Annotated in this window: 19 protein-coding genes; 10 read left to right on the top strand and 9 right to left on the bottom strand. The window is 63.2% G+C overall.

The genetic code is table 11. The features are described 5' to 3' along the window. Positions 1 to 43: 43 nt before the first annotated feature. From CUV01_RS08520 to CUV01_RS08500, 5 genes are all read right to left on the bottom strand, one after another. Complete coding sequence (locus CUV01_RS08520; RefSeq protein ID WP_101460098.1) at positions 44 to 298, bottom strand: GlsB/YeaQ/YmgE family stress response membrane protein; 255 nt, start codon at positions 296 to 298, stop codon at positions 44 to 46. 59 nt (positions 299 to 357) lie between these two features. Beyond that, entirely contained in the window at positions 358 to 1,059 is a 702-nt protein-coding gene (locus CUV01_RS08515; RefSeq protein WP_101460097.1) for an SDR family oxidoreductase, read from the bottom strand. Between the two features lie 9 nt (positions 1,060 to 1,068). Continuing rightward, positions 1,069 to 2,541 (bottom strand): NAD-dependent succinate-semialdehyde dehydrogenase, encoded by a 1,473-nt coding sequence (locus CUV01_RS08510; RefSeq protein ID WP_101461964.1) that lies wholly within the window; start codon positions 2,539 to 2,541, stop codon positions 1,069 to 1,071. A gap of 298 nt (positions 2,542 to 2,839) precedes the next feature. Further along, positions 2,840 to 3,850: a P1 family peptidase gene (locus CUV01_RS08505; RefSeq protein ID WP_101460096.1), complete on the bottom strand. Its 1,011-nt coding sequence runs from the start codon at positions 3,848 to 3,850 to the stop codon at positions 2,840 to 2,842. Further along, positions 3,847 to 4,290, bottom strand: coding sequence for a potassium channel family protein (locus CUV01_RS08500; RefSeq protein WP_232962644.1), 444 nt, complete (start codon positions 4,288 to 4,290; stop codon positions 3,847 to 3,849). The genes CUV01_RS08505 and CUV01_RS08500 overlap by 4 nt, the downstream gene beginning before the upstream one ends. Before the next feature lie 109 nt (positions 4,291 to 4,399). Between CUV01_RS08500 and smpB the strand changes: the two genes are divergently transcribed. The 4 genes from smpB (at position 4,400) to CUV01_RS08480 (ending at position 7,861) form a co-directional block, all read left to right on the top strand. Further along, positions 4,400 to 4,873: an SsrA-binding protein SmpB gene (smpB, locus tag CUV01_RS08495; RefSeq protein WP_101460095.1), complete on the top strand. Its 474-nt coding sequence runs from the start codon at positions 4,400 to 4,402 to the stop codon at positions 4,871 to 4,873. A gap of 4 nt (positions 4,874 to 4,877) precedes the next feature. Next, a complete protein-coding gene (locus tag CUV01_RS08490) occupies positions 4,878 to 5,753 on the top strand; it encodes a glycosyltransferase (protein ID WP_157994820.1) in 876 nt (291 codons plus the stop codon). 68 nt (positions 5,754 to 5,821) lie between these two features. After that, positions 5,822 to 6,676, top strand: a complete 855-nt coding sequence (gene sseA, locus CUV01_RS08485) for a 3-mercaptopyruvate sulfurtransferase (RefSeq protein ID WP_101460093.1) — start codon at positions 5,822 to 5,824, stop codon at positions 6,674 to 6,676. Positions 6,677 to 6,679: 3 nt separating this feature from the next. After that, positions 6,680 to 7,861 (top strand): amino acid aminotransferase, encoded by a 1,182-nt coding sequence (locus CUV01_RS08480; RefSeq protein ID WP_101460092.1) that lies wholly within the window; start codon positions 6,680 to 6,682, stop codon positions 7,859 to 7,861. A 64-nt stretch (positions 7,862 to 7,925) separates the two neighbouring features. Here the strand turns inward: CUV01_RS08480 and CUV01_RS08475 are convergent, their stop codons facing one another. Further along, positions 7,926 to 8,477, bottom strand: a complete 552-nt coding sequence (locus tag CUV01_RS08475; protein WP_157994819.1) for a hypothetical protein — start codon at positions 8,475 to 8,477, stop codon at positions 7,926 to 7,928. Between the two features lie 141 nt (positions 8,478 to 8,618). On the opposite strand from CUV01_RS08475, the gene CUV01_RS08470 reads away from it, so the two are divergent. Further along, positions 8,619 to 9,332: a cytochrome c biogenesis CcdA family protein gene (locus CUV01_RS08470; protein ID WP_101460090.1), complete on the top strand. Its 714-nt coding sequence runs from the start codon at positions 8,619 to 8,621 to the stop codon at positions 9,330 to 9,332. An 18-nt stretch (positions 9,333 to 9,350) separates the two neighbouring features. Then, positions 9,351 to 9,764: a thioredoxin family protein gene (locus tag CUV01_RS08465; protein WP_101460089.1), complete on the top strand. Its 414-nt coding sequence runs from the start codon at positions 9,351 to 9,353 to the stop codon at positions 9,762 to 9,764. Here CUV01_RS08465 and CUV01_RS08460 read toward each other — a convergent pair. Then, complete coding sequence (locus CUV01_RS08460) at positions 9,755 to 10,375, bottom strand: glutathione S-transferase family protein (protein ID WP_101460088.1); 621 nt, start codon at positions 10,373 to 10,375, stop codon at positions 9,755 to 9,757. The two genes, CUV01_RS08465 and CUV01_RS08460, sit on opposite strands and share 10 nt — an antisense overlap. A 64-nt stretch (positions 10,376 to 10,439) precedes the next feature. Between CUV01_RS08460 and CUV01_RS08455 the strand changes: the two genes are divergently transcribed. Next, positions 10,440 to 11,165, top strand: a complete 726-nt coding sequence (locus CUV01_RS08455; protein WP_101460087.1) for a helix-turn-helix transcriptional regulator — start codon at positions 10,440 to 10,442, stop codon at positions 11,163 to 11,165. Here the strand turns inward: CUV01_RS08455 and CUV01_RS08450 are convergent, their stop codons facing one another. Further along, positions 11,166 to 12,557 carry an aminotransferase class V-fold PLP-dependent enzyme gene (locus tag CUV01_RS08450; RefSeq protein ID WP_232962642.1) on the bottom strand — a complete coding sequence of 464 codons (1,392 nt, stop codon included), beginning with the start codon at positions 12,555 to 12,557 and terminating at the stop codon, positions 11,166 to 11,168. A gap of 92 nt (positions 12,558 to 12,649) precedes the next feature. On the opposite strand from CUV01_RS08450, the gene CUV01_RS08445 reads away from it, so the two are divergent. Further along, a complete protein-coding gene (locus tag CUV01_RS08445) occupies positions 12,650 to 13,126 on the top strand; it encodes an Lrp/AsnC family transcriptional regulator (RefSeq protein ID WP_101460086.1) in 477 nt (158 codons plus the stop codon). 99 nt (positions 13,127 to 13,225) lie between these two features. Here CUV01_RS08445 and CUV01_RS08440 read toward each other — a convergent pair whose 3' ends face one another. Continuing rightward, the gene (locus CUV01_RS08440; RefSeq protein ID WP_232962640.1) at positions 13,226 to 13,918 is read right to left on the bottom strand and encodes an SGNH/GDSL hydrolase family protein; all 693 of its coding nucleotides are present in this window, start codon (positions 13,916 to 13,918) and stop codon (positions 13,226 to 13,228) included. Between the two features lie 140 nt (positions 13,919 to 14,058). On the opposite strand from CUV01_RS08440, the gene CUV01_RS08435 reads away from it, so the two are divergent. Both CUV01_RS08435 and pdeM read left to right on the top strand, forming a co-directional pair. Next, positions 14,059 to 16,437: a ligase-associated DNA damage response DEXH box helicase gene (locus CUV01_RS08435; RefSeq protein ID WP_101460084.1), complete on the top strand. Its 2,379-nt coding sequence runs from the start codon at positions 14,059 to 14,061 to the stop codon at positions 16,435 to 16,437. Beyond that, positions 16,434 to 17,090 (top strand): ligase-associated DNA damage response endonuclease PdeM, encoded by a 657-nt coding sequence (pdeM, locus tag CUV01_RS08430; protein ID WP_101460083.1) that lies wholly within the window; start codon positions 16,434 to 16,436, stop codon positions 17,088 to 17,090. The genes CUV01_RS08435 and pdeM overlap by 4 nt, the downstream gene beginning before the upstream one ends. Positions 17,091 to 17,115 lie beyond the last annotated feature (25 nt).

Genomic DNA, 17,115 nt, shown 5'->3' with positions numbered 1-17,115 from the left:
AACCTTCGCGGCGGGCTTTTTTATTGATCGATCCGAAGATGCGTCAGGTGCGGCTACGCAGCAACCGACCCAGCCAGATCAGGATGCAGGCACCGATGACCGCGACGATCAGCTGGCCGAATACGCCACCTGCGGTCGTGTCGAACAGCAACCGGAACAGCCAGTTACCAACCAGCGCACCCACGATACCCAGGATGATGTTCATCACCAGGCTATGCTCGCCTTTCATCACCCGTTCGGCGATCCAACCAGCGATCGCACCGAGGATGATCGTCAAGATCCAGCCAAAACCTTCCATTAGTCTCTCCTATATTTCTTTTGCACAAAACTTCGCTATGGGCGGAATTGTTCCATTGTTCAGACAGATCGGGTGATTCCGCCATCAACCCGCAGATTTTGACCCGTGATATAGCCCGCTCCTTCAGAGGCAAGAAACGCGATTGTGGCTGCGATTTCTTCGGGATGCCCATAGCGCCCCATGGGGATGCGGTCGCGGCGCTCTTCGGTTTCAGGCAGACTGTCGATGAAACCGGGCAAGACGTTGTTCATGCGGATATTATCGGCGGCATAACGATCCGCGAACAGCTTTGAAAACGCCGCCAGACCCGCCCGAAACACGCCCGAGGTCGGAAATGTCGGGTCAGGCTCAAAGGCCGCGAAGGTCGAGATATTGATGATCGCGCCTCCACCCTGCTTTTGCATGATCGGCGTCACCAGCCGCGTGGGGCGAATGGCGGACATGAAATAAACTTCCATGCCGGTGTGCCAGTCGTCGTCGCTGATCTCCAGCACGGTATCGCGCGGGCCATGGCCGGCGCTGTTGACCAGCACATCGACGCGGCCCCAGCGATCCATCGCGCCATCGACAAGCTTTTGCAGCGCCTCGGGATCAAGGTTCGAACCGGTGACGCCGAACCCGCCCAGTTCCTGACCAAGCGCCTCGCCCTTGCCCGAGGATGACAAGACGGCGACGGCGAAACCGTCGGCGGCCAGGCGGCGCACGGCGGCCGCGCCCATGCCGCTGCCGGCGGCGGTGAAAAGGGCAACTTTCTGGGTCATGACAACTCCTTAGATCGACAGACAGATATATTTCATTTCGAGGTAGTCTTCGATCCCGTGGCGCGACCCCTCGCGGCCAAGCCCAGATTGCTTGACCCCGCCAAAGGGCGCGACCTCGGTCGAGATGATGCCGGTATTGACACCGACGATGCCATATTCCAGCGCTTCCTGAACGCGGGTGATCCGGCCGATGTCGCGGGCGTAGAAATAGCTGGCGAGGCCAAAGATGGTGTTGTTGGCTTTTTCGACGGCCTCTTCTTCGGTCTCGAACCGGAACAGCGGCGCCAGCGGGCCAAAGGTCTCTTCGGTTGACACTTTCATGTCGTCGGTGACGCCGGTGACAACCGTGGGCTCAAAAAACAGACCCTCTCCGCGCTTGCCGCCGGTCACCACCTTGCCACCGCCATCGACCACGTCCTTGATGTGCTCTTCGATCTTGTCGACCGCATCCTCGTTGATCAACGGGCCCGTGGTCACGCCATCCTCCATCCCGTCGCCGACGCGCAGCTTGTCCACCGCCGCCGCCAGCTTTTCGGCAAAGGCATCATAGACGCCCGCCTGCACATAGATGCGGTTGGCACAGACGCATGTCTGACCGTTATTGCGGAATTTCGACGCCATAGCGCCCTCGACCGCAGCATCCAGATCGGCGTCATCAAAGACGATGAAGGGCGCGTTTCCACCCAGTTCCATGCTGCATTTCAGCACCTGATCGGCGGCCTGACGCAGCAGGATGCGGCCCACCTCGGTCGAGCCGGTAAAGGTCAGTTTACGCACCAGCGGGTTTTCGCAGAACTCCTTGCCCACCTCAGAGGACCGCGACGAGGTCACGACGCTGAAGATCCCCTTGGGCAGACCCGCGCGTTCACCCAGCACAGCCAGCGCCAGCGCCGATAACGGCGTTTCCGCCGCAGGACGGGCGACAAAACCACATCCCGCCGCCAGTGCCGGACCGCATTTGCGGGTGATCATGGCGTTGGGAAAGTTCCAGGGCGTGATCGAGGTCGCGACACCGATGGGCTGGCGGATCACCGTCAGGCGCTTGTCGGGCATGTGACCGGGGATGGTTTCGCCGTAGATCCGCTTGGCCTCTTCACCGAACCATTCGATGAAGGACGCGCCATAGGCGATCTCGCCCTTGGCCTCGGCCAGCGGCTTGCCCTGCTCGGCGGTCAGAATGCGGCCCAGATCGTCCTGATTTTCCATCATCAGATCGAACCATTTGCGCATGATATTGGCGCGTTCCTTGGCGGTTCGCGCGGCCCAGTCCTTCATCGCGGCATGGGCTGCTTCGATGGCACTGGCCACCTCGGCGCGCGACAGGTCCGCCACCTCGCAGATCACGTCGCCACGGGCCGGATTGGTGACCGGAAAGGTCTTGCCATCCTTTGCATCGACCCACTCGCCCGCGACATAGGCGCGGGTCTCCAGAAGTGACGGGTCCGCCAGTTGCGTTTTCAGATCAGTGCTGTGCTTGTTCATATCGAAGCCCTCGATTGGTTTGGCCTGAGGATGGTCCGCCGCCGCGCCCTTGTCAAAGCGGCAAGGGCGGTTCCGCAGCACCAAAAGGCAATAGCCCCATCAGATCCGGCGTTGCCAAAAACGTGATTGATGAAAATAGCCTGTTTTTGCCGGGTATCGCGACAGGATCGCGGCTGTATCATCGTGAAATCACCGGTTCCGTTGAACCAGAGCGGGCGCAGTTTCGTTTGGCTGTAATCGCTAGGTTTATCCCTCTTGGCGATCTCTCGGGGCGGGACCTAACGGTTCCGCCCTTCTCTCATTCTGAACGACCGTCTGCCCGCGCCGCCAGATCCTGCCAGCAAAGTTGCAGATCCCCGGCGGCAGGGCGGGCCGCGTGGACGCCGCGCGCGATGGCACGGGCCAGCGTGGTGGCCGCGACATGGCCCAGCAGGAACGGGTCCGTTTCGGGGTCGGCCATCGGTTTCGCCCCGGTCGACACCGCAAAGACCAGATCGCCGTCAAAGGGCGTGTGGCTGGGCACCAGCGCGCGCGCCATGCCGTCATGTGCCGCAATCGCCAACCGTTGCAGGCCAGCCTTGTCCAGCGCCGCGTCGGTGGCGATGATGGCGATGGTGGTGGCCTCGCCCAGCCGCTTGCCGGGCCGGGGCTCGTCCAATGGGGGCAGATCACGCGGCAGACCCAGCCCGCCGAATTCGCCGGCCATCTCCCACGGGGCTGCCCAGAAATGCGGCCCCTCGCCCATGGTGGCCGACCCAAGCGCATTCACGACAACCAGCGCCCCGACGGTATAGCCCGCATCCAGCCGCGCCGAGGCCGAACCCAGTCCGCCCTTGAGACGCCCCGTCATCGCGCCAAAGCCCGCGCCATGACTGCCTGTGGCGAATTCTGCACCGGCGCCCTCGCAGGCCAGTTGGCCAAGCGCGGAATAGGGATTGACCTGCCAATCCTTGTCGCCACCGTTGAGCAAGTCGAACACGATGGCCCCCGGCACGATCGGCACCCGCGCCGGTCCGATGGCAAAGCCGCGCCCCGCCGCGCGCAGCGCCTGCATCGCCCCGTCACAGGCCGCCAGTCCAAAGGCACTGCCGCCAGACAGCACCAGCGCATCGACCCCCCCGACCATCTTGTCAGGTGCCAGCAATTCCGTCTCTCGCGTGCCCGGCGCGCCGCCCATGACATGCACCGCCGCCGCAAAGGGTGCATCACCCGTCAGCACCGTAACGCCCGAGCGTAGCGCGCCATCATCGGCATTGCCGACCCGCAGCCCCTCGACATCGGTAATCAGGTTGCGGCGTCCCGGTTTCATCTTGGCTCCTTGTGGTCACGCATTTGCCTGCGGCGGATATTGCGCAGCGTCTCGATCAGGATCGCGGTCAGGACGCCCACGTTCAGCAATCCGTTGACCGCGGCGATGACACCGAGAATGCGCCACTGTTGCGGCAACAGGACATCACCAAAGCCCAGCGTCGTAAAGACGGTCAGGCTGAAATAGACCGACTGCTCCATCGTGTCGAACAGACCCAGCAGGCGAAAACCCGTGGCCCAGATGGTGACGCTGGCGGTGATGATGAACAGCATCCACAAGCTGGCCAGGATCATGGCAAGGACCAGCTTGAGATCATGCGGTTCGCGGCTGAGCCAGGCATTGCGCAAGCGGAAAAAGCGCATCATCGGTAGGGCCGCGGCCCCGGCGGTCACCGTTGTGATGACCAGCAGCAACGCCCCCAAACCGATCTGCATCAACATCTGGCACCCCTTTCCCGCACTCTTAAAGCACTTGCCCAGGCAGGCGAACAACCTCAATCGTCCAGCGCCATCCCTTTACAGGCTGACGCCGCAAGCCTATCTGACGCGGATGGCCAAGGAACCGGAAAACAAGAACTATAAGGTGATCGCCGAAAACCGGCGGGCGCGTTTCGATTATTTCATCGAAAACGATCTGGAATGCGGCATCATGCTGACCGGGTCCGAAGTGAAATCGCTGCGCACGGGCCAGACCAATATCGCCGAATCCTATGCCAGCATCGAGCAGGGCGAATTGTGGCTGATCAACAGCTACATCGGGGCCCTGAACAATGCCGGTGTGTTCGGCCATGACGAGCGGCGCAAGCGCAAGCTGCTGGTCAGCCGCAAGGAATTGGCGCGGCTGTGGCAGGCAACGGGGCGCGAAGGCATGACGCTGGTGCCGCTGGTGATGTATTTCAACCATCGCGGTCTGGTGAAGGTGAAAATCGGCGTGGCCAAGGGCAAGAAGGTCGCTGACAAGCGCGAGACCAGCGCCAAGCGCGACTGGAACCGTCAAAAGCAGCGGCTGCTGAAGCAGGGCTGAGTTGGTGACGCAGTCCCTGGCCGCCGTCATCGTGACCTTTGGTGAGGGCGGCAGCCGCATCGGCGGGCTGGTCGATCAACTGTCACGCGTGGCCCAGCGCGTCGTCGTGGTCGAAAACACCCCCGACATGCCCACCCCGAGGATTGCAGGCGCCGACAGCATTGCCAACGGCAACAGAGGCGGGCTGGCGGGCGCCTATAACCGCGCGCTGGAACATCTTGGCGGAGGGACCGATCTGGTCGTTTTCGTCGATCAGGACAGCGATGCAACGGTTCTGCCGGAATTGCTGGCCGACCCTCAGGTGGCGGCACTGCTGGCGCGCAGTGATGTGGCCGCCGTCGCACCCATTTATCGCGATCGCGCAACGGGCCTGCGGGGCCGGCCAGCGGTGCTGCAGGGGCGCTGGCGCGTGGAGCATTTGCCGCGTGAATTTGCTGACATCCGTCAAACGACCATGGCGATCAACTCGATGACGATCTGGCGCCGGGCGGCTCTGGCGCGGCTGGGGGCCTTTGACGAAGGGCTGGGCGTCGATCACGTCGATACGGAAATGGCCCTGCGCGCCGCCGCCGAAAACCTGTCGATCTGGGTCGCGGGGGCGCATGTTTTTGATCACGCAATCGGGCAGCGCCGCGAATGGCGCGCCCTTGGTCGCACCTTTCAAACCGGCGGCCATTCGCCGGATCGCCGCCGCCAGATCGGTCGCAATACTGCTTTGCTGGCAAAGCGTTGGGGCTGGCGCTATCCGTCATTCGCCATGCTGGCGCTGGCACGGCTGGGATACGAGACCGCCGGCATCCTCGCCGCCGAAGATCGCAAGCTTGCAAAGCTGGGGGCATTGGGCCGTGGCACACTGGCCGGCATCTTCGCGCGCCGTTGACGCGATTTCACCATTCAAACGCCTGCAATTTCTTGCTAACACCTGTCCAATCCAGTCGAGAGGGCAAGATGACCGATGATCCCAAGACGCTCGTTTCTACCGGCTGGCTGGCCGATCACCTGAACGACCCCGATCTGCGTGTCATCGACGCCAGCAGTCACATGCCGGCCACGGGCCGCGACGCAAAGGCCGAATATGACGCCGCCCATATCCCCGGTGCGCGTTTCTTTGACGTCGACGAAATCGCCGACAAGCGGTCCGCGCTGCCCCATATGGCACCTCCGGTCGAGCTGTTCATCAGCCGGATGCGCGCCATGGGTATCGGCGACGGGCATCAGGTTGTCATCTATGACAATTCCGATATTCACAGCGCCGCACGGGTCTGGTGGACCTTGCGGCTGATGGGCAAGACCGATGTTGCGGTGCTGGATGGCGGCTTTGCCAAATGGCATGCCGAAGGCCGCGAGGTCGAGGACATGCCGCCGATGATGCGCGACCGCCATATCACCGTGCAGCGGCAGGCGGGGCTGGTGCGCGATGTCACGCAGGTCGCGGCGGCCTCGAAGCTGGGCGATCATGAGATCGTCGATGCCCGCAGCCCAGAACGCTTTCGCGGCGATGCGCCCGAACCGCGCCCCGGCCTGCGCTCGGGCCATATTCCCGGCTCAAAGAACCTGCCCTTTGGCGGATTGTTCAACGCAGATGGCACGATGAAACAAGCGGATGCCCTGCGCGACGCGTTCAAGGCGGCCGGGGTCGATCTGGACAAGCCGGTGATCACCACCTGCGGCTCTGGCATGACAGCGGCGATCCTGTCGCTGGCTCTCGAACGAATCGGGCACCGCAATCATTCGCTATACGATGGAAGCTGGACCGAATGGGGCAGCTTTGACGACCTTAAAATCGCAACCGGAGACGCCTAGGCGATGCTAGCCAACCTCAAACCGCAAGACCCCGACAAGATCCTCATGCTGATCGAGGAGTTCAAGGCCGACACCCGGCAGGGCAAGATCGACCTTGGCGTCGGTGTCTACAAGGACCCGCAGGGCGTGACCCCGGTCATGCGCGCGGTCAAGGCCGCCGAACAGCGCATCTGGGATGAGCAGACGACCAAGGCCTATACCGGGCTGGCCGGCACGCCCGAATATCGTGCGGCTATGGCGGAAATGGTGCTGAAGGATGTGCCGGCTGACCGACTGGCCAGCGTGGCATCTGTCGGCGGTACGGGTGCCATTCGGCAGGGGCTGGAACTGGCGCGGCTGGCCAACCCGGACGTCACCGTGCATGTCTCGGATCCGACCTGGCCGAACCACCTGTCGATCATGAAATTCATGGGTCTGCCCTTTACCCAATACCGTTACTTCGACAACGAAACACGCGGCGTCGATTTCGACGGGATGAAGGCCGATATCGCCAAGGCGGGCAAAGGTGACATCGTGCTGCTGCACGGCTGCTGCCACAACCCGACCGGTGCGAATCTGAGCATGGATCAGTGGACCGAGGTCGCCGAGATCCTGGAAAAATCCGGCGCCGTGCCGCTGATCGATCTGGCCTATCAGGGCTTTGGTGACGGTCTGCAGGAAGACGCCGCCGCCACGCGAATGCTGGCCTCGCGGCTACCCGAAGTGCTGATCGCCGCGTCCTGCTCCAAGAATTTCGGCATCTACCGCGAACGCACCGGCATCCTGATGGCGCTTGGCACCGATACGGCTGCGCGCGATCTGGCGCAGGGGTCGATGGCCTTTCTGAACCGGCAGAATTTTTCGTTCCCACCGGATCACGGCGCGAGGGTGGTCGAAACAATCCTGACCGACGCGGAACTGCGCGCCGATTGGGCCGCCGAGCTGGAAGAGGTGCGCAACACCATGCTGGGCCTGCGCACGCAGCTGGCCGGCGAATTGCGCGATCTGTCAGGCAGCGACCGTTTCGATTTCATCGCCAACCATCGCGGCATGTTCTCGCGCCTCGGTGCCACGCCCGAACAGGTCGAGGCGCTGAAAGCCGATGCGGCGATCTATATGGTGGGCGATTCGCGGCTGAACATCGCCGGGCTGAACAAGGACACGGTTCCGGTTCTGGCGCGGGCGATTGTCGACGCCGGTATCTGATACGTCTCAAGACCTCTCCGCATAGGGTTTTCCGCGCGGTGGGGTCGACCGAGCAGCCCGCGCTTCAATGATCAGCGGCGTTCGGGGGAAAGCCCGGAAAGTTTTGCCCCCTCGCTTTTCTCGTGCTCGCCGTGCCGTTCTGCTGCCCCAACGCCAGATAGTTGGTCAGGCAGTTATTCAGTGCCCGCATGCGCAACACCTCGCGTTCCTCGTTCGAGCGGCGCCGATAGTCACTTAGACTGATCCCGGCATCGCTGGTCTCGCCAGTCAGAACGGGCGCGACCCAGGGCTGGCGCGGCATATCCTTGATCGCCTCGATCAGGCTGATGGTGTGCTGCGCCCAATACGCGGCTCCGGTCCAGTTCCACAAGGTTTCGGGCGGTCTGATCCCGGCAATGCAGATCAGCGTCCCGACCCGGTCCGGGGCGAGAATATAGCAAACGCTCAATCCCTCGGTCAGATATTCTCTGCAGAGCCGTCCATTCGACAAGCCAAGCTGCGGCAGTGCCTGCAGTTTTCGCCTGAGTTGCAGGAACGTGCGGTCGGGGAAACCGAATATTTGTCGGTCCAGATCGACCAAACCGGTCCATCTTACGGATACAGAACTGGTACGCATTACGCCTCACTATGACGAAATCTAAGCGTCGCGGACCTTCGCCTGTCAAGCCATTCCCGGCAGCCTGCTCACGCGGGTGTTATCGAACACGATGTAACGCAGTGTGACATCGTGCGAATTGTCAGGAAATAAGGACGTTGCATGACCCTGATCTTTGCCTATCTCGCCGGCCTTCTGACGCTGATCAACCCCTGCGTGCTGCCGGTTCTGCCGATCGTGCTGGCCTCGGCCACCTCGCAGCACCGGCTTGGCCCGGTCGCGCTGGCCGCCGGGATGAGCGCCTCTTTCGTGATTTTCGGCGTGGGTGTCGCGGCGTTTGGTCGCGCGATCGGGTTGACCCAGGATACGCTGACCACCATCGCCGCCTATGGCATGATCCTGTTCGGCAGCGCGCTGTTGCTGCCGCGCATGGGCGCGGTGTTTCAGACCGCGACCGCCGGGCTGGCCATGCGCGCCGACAGCCGCATCGACCAGACGCAAAGCGCAGGGCTGGCCGGACAGGCAGCCGGCGGCGCGTTGCTGGGTGCCGCCTGGAGCCCTTGCATCGGTCCCACTCTCGGCGGTGCCATTGCGCTGGCCAGTCAGGGCGAAAGCCTGATCTGGGCCGCAACGATCATGCTGGCCTTTGCCGCCGGCGTGTCGACAATCATCCTCGCGCTGGCCTATGGCGCACGCAATTTCCTGATGCGCAACCGCGCCCGCGCCCAGGCATTGGCTATCAAGGCCCGCCCGTTTCTGGGCATCGTCTTCATCGCCGTCGGCATCGCGATGTTGTCGGGCGTGATGCATTGGGCCGAGACCTGGGCGGTCGAAAACCTGCCCATCTGGCTGCAAGACCTTTCCGTTTCCATCTAACCAACAGGAGTTTCCACCATGAACCGCCGTGATTTCATGATCGCCACTGCCGCCATATCGCTGGCAGCGCCCCTGCCCGCGATGGCCGGAATGGGCAAGGATGTCGCCTATACGCCCGAGGCGCTGCAAACCGCGCTGGCCGATGGCCAGACCGTGTTTCTGGACTTCAAGGCAAGCTGGTGCACGACCTGCGCTGCCCAGGGCCGGGTGATCGAAGCACTGCGCGAAGAAGACCCCGCCTATGACGCGGGCATCACCTTCATGCCGGTCGATTGGGACGAATGGAAAGACAGCCAGATCGTCACCGATCTGAACGTTCCGCGCCGCTCTACGCTGATCGTCCTGCGCGGTGATCAGGAACTGGGCCGCATCATTGCCGGCACGGCCCAGAAGGACATCAAGGCATTGCTGGATCGCGCGCTTCAGGCCTGAGCCGTCGCGCCCGCCATTGCCTGCGCATCCCGCTCGGCCGTGCGTTTCGCGGCCGGGCGATCAACGCAGCGCGCCACCCAATCCTTGACCGCCGGCGTGGCGGGCAACTGATCCCCGAACCATGCAAACGGCCCCGAACACAGCATATCAACAGCGCTGAAGTCATCGCCCAGCAGATAGGGCTGCTTTGACAGCACCTCGTCCAGCCGCTGCAGCGCAGTGTCATAATCGCGCAGGCTGGCCTTGATGGCCGGGTGATCGATCTCGGCCCAGGACAGGATCGCGACGGGTTCAAACACGCCCTGATACCAGCTCAGCCAGGACAGATACCGCCCGCGCTGCGGATCGCCCACGGGCCGGCCCAGCGCGCTGTCGAAACGGTCGGTCAGGTACAACATTATGGCCCCGCGTTCACGCACGAAGTCATCACCATCGGTCAGATAGGGCACCTTCTTTTCGGGATGTGGGTTGGCCGCGTCCGGGCCGCCTGAACCGTCCTGCCGCGGAATCGAAACCTCGACCGTCTTGATCTGATCAGCGATTCCCAGTTCGTCGATCAGTTCTGCAACGCTGGTCGAGCGGCTGTTGGGCGAATGATAAAATGTCAGCACGACTTGTCTCCTATACCTGTGATGGGCATGGTTTACGCCCACGCTGCTGACAAAAGGTGACAGGATGGCCCGGACCGACCGGCTGATGCGGTTGATGGATGTGCTCAGACGGCTGACGCCGCCCGTCACTGCGGCGCGGCTGGCAGAGGAAACCGGCGTCTCGCCACGCCAACTGTATCGCGACATCGCCACCTTGCGCGCCGGCGGGGCGCTGATCGATGGCGAAGCCGGGCTGGGCTATACGCTGACCGAAGACCCGGCTTTGCCGCCGCAAAGCTTTTCACGTCTGGAAATCGAGGCCCTGCATCTGGCTGTACAATCCCTGGGCCGGATCGGCGATGACGATCTTACCGATGCCGGCCAAGCTGCCCTGGCCCGCATCATCGCCACCCTGCCCGAGCGCCAGTCGCAGCAGGCGCTGCACGCCATCATGCACAGCTTTTCCAACCAGCCTGAACGCGCTCCAGCGCAGATCGAACTGGCGTTGCTGCGTGACGCCTGCTGGCAAGAGCAGGCCATCCAGATCACCTATACAGACCTGAAGGGTGATCAGACGCAGCGGGTCATCTGGCCGCTTGGCCTGTCCTATTCGGAACGCTCGCTGATGTTGCTGGCGCATTGTCGGCTGCGCATGGATCACCGCGTCTTTCACGTCAATCGCATCAGCGCGGCCGAGGTGACCGGCGACAGCTTTCGCCCCCGCCGGGCCGCATTGGTGCGCGACTACCTGCAGGTGCGGCGCCACTATCCACCGGCGGCGACCAAGCAATATCAAGGTGATCTCGAATGATCAGGCCGCGACGGGCGAAAATATCGCCGTTGCCGGATCGACCTGATAGCTGTCCAGATAGCGCGCCGCATTGACCGCCAGGTCAGCCACGGCATCCAGAATCGCTTCGACCTCTTCCTCGGGCGCGGCCCAGCACAGGTTCAGGCGGACAAAGCCCGGCTTTCTGATCTCATCACCGCTCAGGATCGCCTCGCGCAGCCGCTCTGATTCGGCCAGGCCGATACCCAGCAGCCGATGCACATAGGGTCCGGCGCAGGCACAACCGCCCCGCGCCTGCACGCCGTACAGATCCGACAGCATCCGGGTCGCCAGTTGCTGATGGATGTAGCCGCCCTGCCCGTCCCCGATGCGAAATGACAGGATGGGCAGCCGCGGGGCCGTTCGACTGCCCAGCAGGTGCAGATCGGGCAGCCCGCGCAGACGCTGGGCCCGCGCCATCCAGTCGGCGTTTCGGGCGTCGATCACTGATTGACCGATGGCATCCTTCAACGCAAAGACCAGCGCGGCGCGAATATCCCCGATCACATTGGGCGTGCCGCTTTCCTCGCGCGCCTCGACCGACAGCGCATAATCATGCGCGGTATCGTTGACGAACCGCACGGTGCCGCCGCCGGGCAGGCTCGGCCGGTCCGAAACCACCGTATCGCGCCGGACGATCATCACCCCAGACGCACCCGGCCCGCCGATGAACTTATGCGGCGAAACCACGACCGCATCCATCCCCAGCCCCATATCGATGGGCAGATAGGGCGCGCCGCCGGCGTAATCCCAGACCACTTTCGCGCCGCCCGCTTGCAGCGCCGCCGTAACTGCCGCCACATCGGTCAGCGCGCCGGTGACATTCGATGCGGCCGAAAATGACCCCAGAACCGGCCCTTTGGCCGCCGCGAGTGCCACGCGCAGCGAATTCATATCCGGCCCGCCCGCGGCAGCTTCGGCAATCTCGATCACGCGCGCGCCGCTTTCGCGCCAGGGCAGGATGTTCGAATGATGCTCATAAGGGCCGATCAGAACGGTCCAGCCCGATCCCACACCCAACAGATGAACCAATCGGTTCAATCCAGATGTCGCCCCGGAACCGGTAAAGATCGCCGCATGCTCTGCCCCACCGTTCACGCAGCGCAGGATCTCGGCCCGCGCGGCACGGCGCATCCGCGTCATTCTGGACCCGCAATGGCTGGCCTCGGTATGGCTGTTCGCATACCAGGGCAGCACCTCGGTCATGACAAAATCCTCGACCTGCCGATGCGCCCGCCCAGAGGCGACATAATCGGCATAGATCATCTTGCGCGGCCCGAACGTCCCCTCGATCACGGCATCACGGCCAATCATGCCCTGATGCAGGTCGTCCAGACCACCAACTCCCATCCGAAACCGATCAAAGATATCCATCGCGCCCACTTTCTGCATTTCCGATAGATTGACACGCCCCGAAGCAATAAATGATTTCTTCTTCATATAAATATCCATATAAAATAGATCATATGAACGACTACCAGATAAAACTCGATGAAATCGACCACAACATCCTTGCGGCACTGCAACAGGATGCCAGCCTGTCGCAACGTGCATTGGCCGAGCGGATCGGCCTGTCACAGAATGCCTGCTGGCGACGCCTGCAACGGTTGACAGAGGCGGGCGTCCTGCAGGGTAGCCGCGCCGTTCTGGATGCGGCAAGGGTCGGATTGGCCCTGACCGTCTTCATGATGATCCGCACCCGCCATCACGACGATTCCTGGTCACGAAAATTCCGCGCCCGCGTCGAATCAATCCCCGAGATCACCGAATTTCACCGGATTGGCGGCGAATGGGACTACATGGCCAAACTGGTCACGACCTCGATGGAGGGATATGACCGCTGCTACAAGGCGCTGATCGGGGACATGGATCTGGAACGCGTCACCGGCGTTTTCTCGATGGAGACGATCTTCGACGCTCGTCCGCTGCGTATCCCACGTTGATTTTCACGAAATGTTCCGCATATTCCCTCTATGCGCGCCGTTCGAATCTCACGCCTCATGCCAGCAACACAGATCCCGGTCGCCCAGACCGCGCGGCCCCTAGGGCTGGATGATCGCCGCCAGGCGGTCCGCAATCGCGGCGCTGCCTTTCAGCGACGGATGCACGCCGTCAATAAAGTGATACGTGGTGTCCCCCGGCCTTCGCACCAGATCGGCCAGCCGCAGAAAATGCACCCCGGAATCGCGAGCGGCCATCAGGGCGAGGCGCTGGTCCAGCTGATCACCGATCGGGCCGCAATGTTCGACCGGCGAGGTGAAACCGGGCGAGCGCAGATAGCCCGTATAGATCACCTGCGCCCCGCCGCGCCGCGCCCGGGCCACGGTCTGGGGTATGACGCCCGCCCTGCCATCTGCCGAGATCAGACGGTTCAACTCATCCGCGCAACCAGCGCAGCCGCAGCCAAACAGCAGATTGTTACCGCCGCCGTTCATGACCACCCAATCCCAGGATCCGGGTTTGTATTGCGACCCGATACCGCCCGACTTTTCTGCATCGCCTGTTTCGCGGGTTGCATAGGTCGCGCCAGAAATGCTTTTGTCGGTTACCGGCTCGCCCAATCTGGTTGCCAGCGCCCGCGCGACAGAACCGCCGCGCAGCCTGTTCCAGGCCAGCAGCGAATCGCCCATCATCAGAATGCGGGGCGCGTTACCGGTCGTGGCTTCCGGCTGATAGGTGCGGCCACCACACGAAATCAGCAAAGCAAGCGTCAGCAGGGCAAGAATTCGCATCATGGCATTCATCGCCTTTTGCCGTGGAAAGAAATCAGACGGACCAGTTCACCACTAAACTCAAGATTGGCTCAAAACGATAGCCCTCGTTTCAAACCCTGCCATCAGACGCCAACGTCGCCGCTGCCCGGCAGGACAACGCCATGATCCTGCCGCCGCAGTTTCAGGACTGGTTTGCCAACAAGGGCTGGCAGCCGCATCCTCATCAGCTGGCGCTGCTTGCTGCGCGAAAGGACGCTCTGCTGATCGCACCGACGGGCGGCGGCAAGACTATGGCCGGTTTTCTGCCCAGCCTTGTCGACATGGCCGGGGGGCCACATCGGGGCATGCACACGCTCTATGTCTCGCCCCTGAAGGCATTGACGGCCGATATCGCGCGCAACCTCGCCGGTCCGGTCGCGGATCTCGGGTTGGACATTCGGATCGAGGATCGAACCGGTGACACCCGTCCGGCGCAACGGGCACGGCAGCGCGTCGATCCGCCCGATATTCTGCTGACCACGCCCGAATCGCTGGCGCTGATGCTGTCTTATGAACAGGCGCCGGCGATCTTTGGCGGATTGCGGCGGGTGGTGTTGGATGAACTGCATGCGCTGGCTGAAAACAAGCGCGGCGATCAACTGATGCTGGCGCTGACCCGGCTGCGATCGCTGGCACCCGGCCTGACGGTGACCGGCTTGTCAGCGACGGTCGACAACCCGCCGGCGCTGGCTGCCTATATGGGCGGTGCTGCGGTATTGCAGGCCGATCCCGGCCCCGACCCCGACATCGCCATGCTGCCCACGGCCTCGCCCGCGCCATGGGCAGGCGGCGGCGGGCATTACGCCATCCCCGAGGTCTTGGCCCAGGTGCGGCAGGCCAATACCACCATCATCTTCATAAACACCCGCGCGCAGGCCGAACTGTTCTTTCAGGCCCTCTGGGCGGCGAATGATGACAACCTGCCCATCGGCCTGCATCACGGCAGCCTTGCGAAAGAGGCGCGACAGCGGTGCGAAGCTGCGATGGCGGCGGGCGAATTGCGCGCCGTTGTGGCAACCGGCAGCCTTGATCTGGGCATAGATTGGGGTGCGGTCGATCTGGTCATTCAGGTGGGCGCGCCCAAGAACGTCAAGCGGCTGGTCCAGCGAATAGGACGGGCGAACCATCGCTATAACGCCCCATCCCGCGCCCGTATCGTGCCGGCAAACCGCTTTGAAGTGATCGAATGCGTTGCAGCATTAGAGGCTGTAGCCCAGCACGATCTGGACGGCGATCCGCAGAATACCGGCCCCCTGGATGTGCTGTGCCAACATATCCTGTTGACCGCCTGCGCCGGGCCATTCGATGCGGATGCACTCTGTGCCGAGGTTCGCACTGCCGGCCCTTATGCGGATCTGACGCGATCCGATTTCGATGCCTGTCTGGATTTCGCAGCGACCGGCGGCTACGCGCTGCGGGCCTATGACCGCTGGCAGCGGCTGATGCTGCGCGATGGCCTCTGGCGGCTGCGCGACCCACGCGCCGCCCGCGACCTGCGCATGAATATCGGCACCATCGTCGACGCCGAGATGCTCAAGGTGCGGCTGCGCGGACGCGGCGGGACGCCCCTTGGCGAGGTCGAAGAGGCCTTTGCCGCATCACTGGAACCGGGCGATACCTTTCTGATCGGCGGCCAGACCGTGCGCTACGAAGGCCTGCGCGAGATGGTCGTCGAAGTGACGAAACAGCCCACCCGACAGCCCAAGATCGCCGTCTATTCGGGGTTGAAGCTGGCGACCTCGACCCAGCTTTCACATCGGGTTCAGGCGTTGATCGGCGATCCGACACGGCACGCAGCTTTGCCCGCTGACACAGGCGACTGGCTGGCGCTACAGGCCAGGGTCAGTGCCCTGCCGCGCGCCGGCGTGCTGGTCAGCGAGAGTTTTCCGCATCAGGGGCGCTGGCATTTCGCGCTGTATGGCTTTGCCGGGCGGAATGCGTTGCAGACGCTTGGCCTGCTGATGACGCGGATGATGGAAGAGGCCGGGCTTGGCCCTTTGGGTTTCCTCAGCACCGACTACGCGCTGCTGATCTGGTCGCTGGACCCGGTGCGCGACCCCGTACCGCTGCTGGATCGCGCCGGACTGCGGGCTGGGCTGGGCGATTGGCTGGCCAGCAATGCGGTGATGAAACGCACGTTCCGCAATGTCGCAACGGTGGCGGGGCTGATCCACCGCAACCTGCCCGGAAAACGTAAATCCGGGCGGCAGGCGACCTTTTCCAGCGACATCCTGTATGACACGCTGCGCAAATACGACCCCGATCATCTGATGCTACGGATCACGGCGGATGAGGCGCGGCGGGGCCTTGTGGATTTTGACCGGATCGAGGACATGCTGGACCATTCGCCGCGACATGATCACCGGATGCTGGATCGCGTCACACCGCTGGCCGCGCCCTTGCTGCTAGAGGTGGGCCGGGTTCCGATCGCGGGTCAGGGCCGCGAACGGCTGGCCGAGGCAGAGGCGGCGGCGCTGATGGCAGAGGCAGGATTGGCATGACGGGATACGCGTTCACCTTCGCGGGGCTGGGCCTGATCGCACGCCCGTCGGGCGCGCTGTGGTGGCCAGAACGGCGCTGGCTGATCGTTGCCGACCTGCATCTGGGCAAGTCCGAACGCATGGCGCGGCGCGGCGGGCCATTGCTTCCGCCCTATGAAACGCAGGCAACGCTGGATCGGTTGTCGGCAGAGATTGCGGCGACCGATCCTGCCCGTGTTGTCAGTCTGGGCGATGGTTTCGACGATGATGCCGCCGGTCAAGGCCTGGCGGATCCGATGTGCGACCGCCTGCGAGATCTTGCGGCGGGTCGGACATGGCTGTGGATCAGCGGCAATCACGACCCTGCACCGGCCCATGCCCGCCTGCCCGGCGACAGCGTGCCCGAATGGGATTGCGGGCCGATATTGCGGCACGAGGCGGCGTCGGGGCCAGACATATCAGGACATTTTCATCCCTGCATTCGACTGGCCGGGCAACGGCGCCGGTGCTTTCTGATCGGTGCGGATCACCTGATTCTGCCCGCCTTCGGCGCCTATACGGGCGGGCTGATTGCCGACGATCCGGCATTGGCGCGCTTGGTGCCGACAGGAATCGCGGTGGCCTGTGCGGCGCGCGCCATCCCGGTCCCACTGCGACGTAAGCTGCGGGCATGAAAAAGGCCGGCGCGCCCTTGCGGCG

Origin of the sequence: Paracoccus tegillarcae (assembly GCF_002847305.1) — a bacterium.
GTDB classification, from domain to species: Bacteria; Pseudomonadota; Alphaproteobacteria; order Rhodobacterales; family Rhodobacteraceae; genus Paracoccus; species Paracoccus tegillarcae.
This window is presented reverse-complemented; position numbering and strand designations above follow the sequence as displayed.

Bases quoted from the DNA above. Each gene is read 5' to 3' on its own strand.
- CUV01_RS08520 (WP_101460098.1), bottom strand. From the start codon at position 298: ATGGAAGGTTTTGGCTGGATCTTGACGATCATCCTCGGTGCGATCGCT.
- CUV01_RS08515 (WP_101460097.1), bottom strand. From the start codon at position 1,059: ATGACCCAGAAAGTTGCCCTTTTCACCGCCGCCGGCAGCGGCATGGGC.
- CUV01_RS08510 (WP_101461964.1), bottom strand. From the start codon at position 2,541: ATGAACAAGCACAGCACTGATCTGAAAACGCAACTGGCGGACCCGTCA.
- CUV01_RS08505 (WP_101460096.1), bottom strand. From the start codon at position 3,850: ATGAAACCGGGACGCCGCAACCTGATTACCGATGTCGAGGGGCTGCGG.
- CUV01_RS08500 (WP_232962644.1), bottom strand. From the start codon at position 4,290: ATGTTGATGCAGATCGGTTTGGGGGCGTTGCTGCTGGTCATCACAACG.
- smpB (WP_101460095.1), top strand. From the start codon at position 4,400: ATGGCCAAGGAACCGGAAAACAAGAACTATAAGGTGATCGCCGAAAAC.
- sseA (WP_101460093.1), top strand. From the start codon at position 5,822: ATGACCGATGATCCCAAGACGCTCGTTTCTACCGGCTGGCTGGCCGAT.
- CUV01_RS08480 (WP_101460092.1), top strand. From the start codon at position 6,680: ATGCTAGCCAACCTCAAACCGCAAGACCCCGACAAGATCCTCATGCTG.
- CUV01_RS08475 (WP_157994819.1), bottom strand. From the start codon at position 8,477: ATGCGTACCAGTTCTGTATCCGTAAGATGGACCGGTTTGGTCGATCTG.
- CUV01_RS08470 (WP_101460090.1), top strand. From the start codon at position 8,619: ATGACCCTGATCTTTGCCTATCTCGCCGGCCTTCTGACGCTGATCAAC.
- CUV01_RS08465 (WP_101460089.1), top strand. From the start codon at position 9,351: ATGAACCGCCGTGATTTCATGATCGCCACTGCCGCCATATCGCTGGCA.
- CUV01_RS08455 (WP_101460087.1), top strand. From the start codon at position 10,440: ATGGCCCGGACCGACCGGCTGATGCGGTTGATGGATGTGCTCAGACGG.
- CUV01_RS08450 (WP_232962642.1), bottom strand. From the start codon at position 12,557: ATGGATATCTTTGATCGGTTTCGGATGGGAGTTGGTGGTCTGGACGAC.
- CUV01_RS08445 (WP_101460086.1), top strand. From the start codon at position 12,650: ATGAACGACTACCAGATAAAACTCGATGAAATCGACCACAACATCCTT.
- CUV01_RS08440 (WP_232962640.1), bottom strand. From the start codon at position 13,918: ATGATGCGAATTCTTGCCCTGCTGACGCTTGCTTTGCTGATTTCGTGT.
- CUV01_RS08435 (WP_101460084.1), top strand. From the start codon at position 14,059: ATGATCCTGCCGCCGCAGTTTCAGGACTGGTTTGCCAACAAGGGCTGG.
- pdeM (WP_101460083.1), top strand. From the start codon at position 16,434: ATGACGGGATACGCGTTCACCTTCGCGGGGCTGGGCCTGATCGCACGC.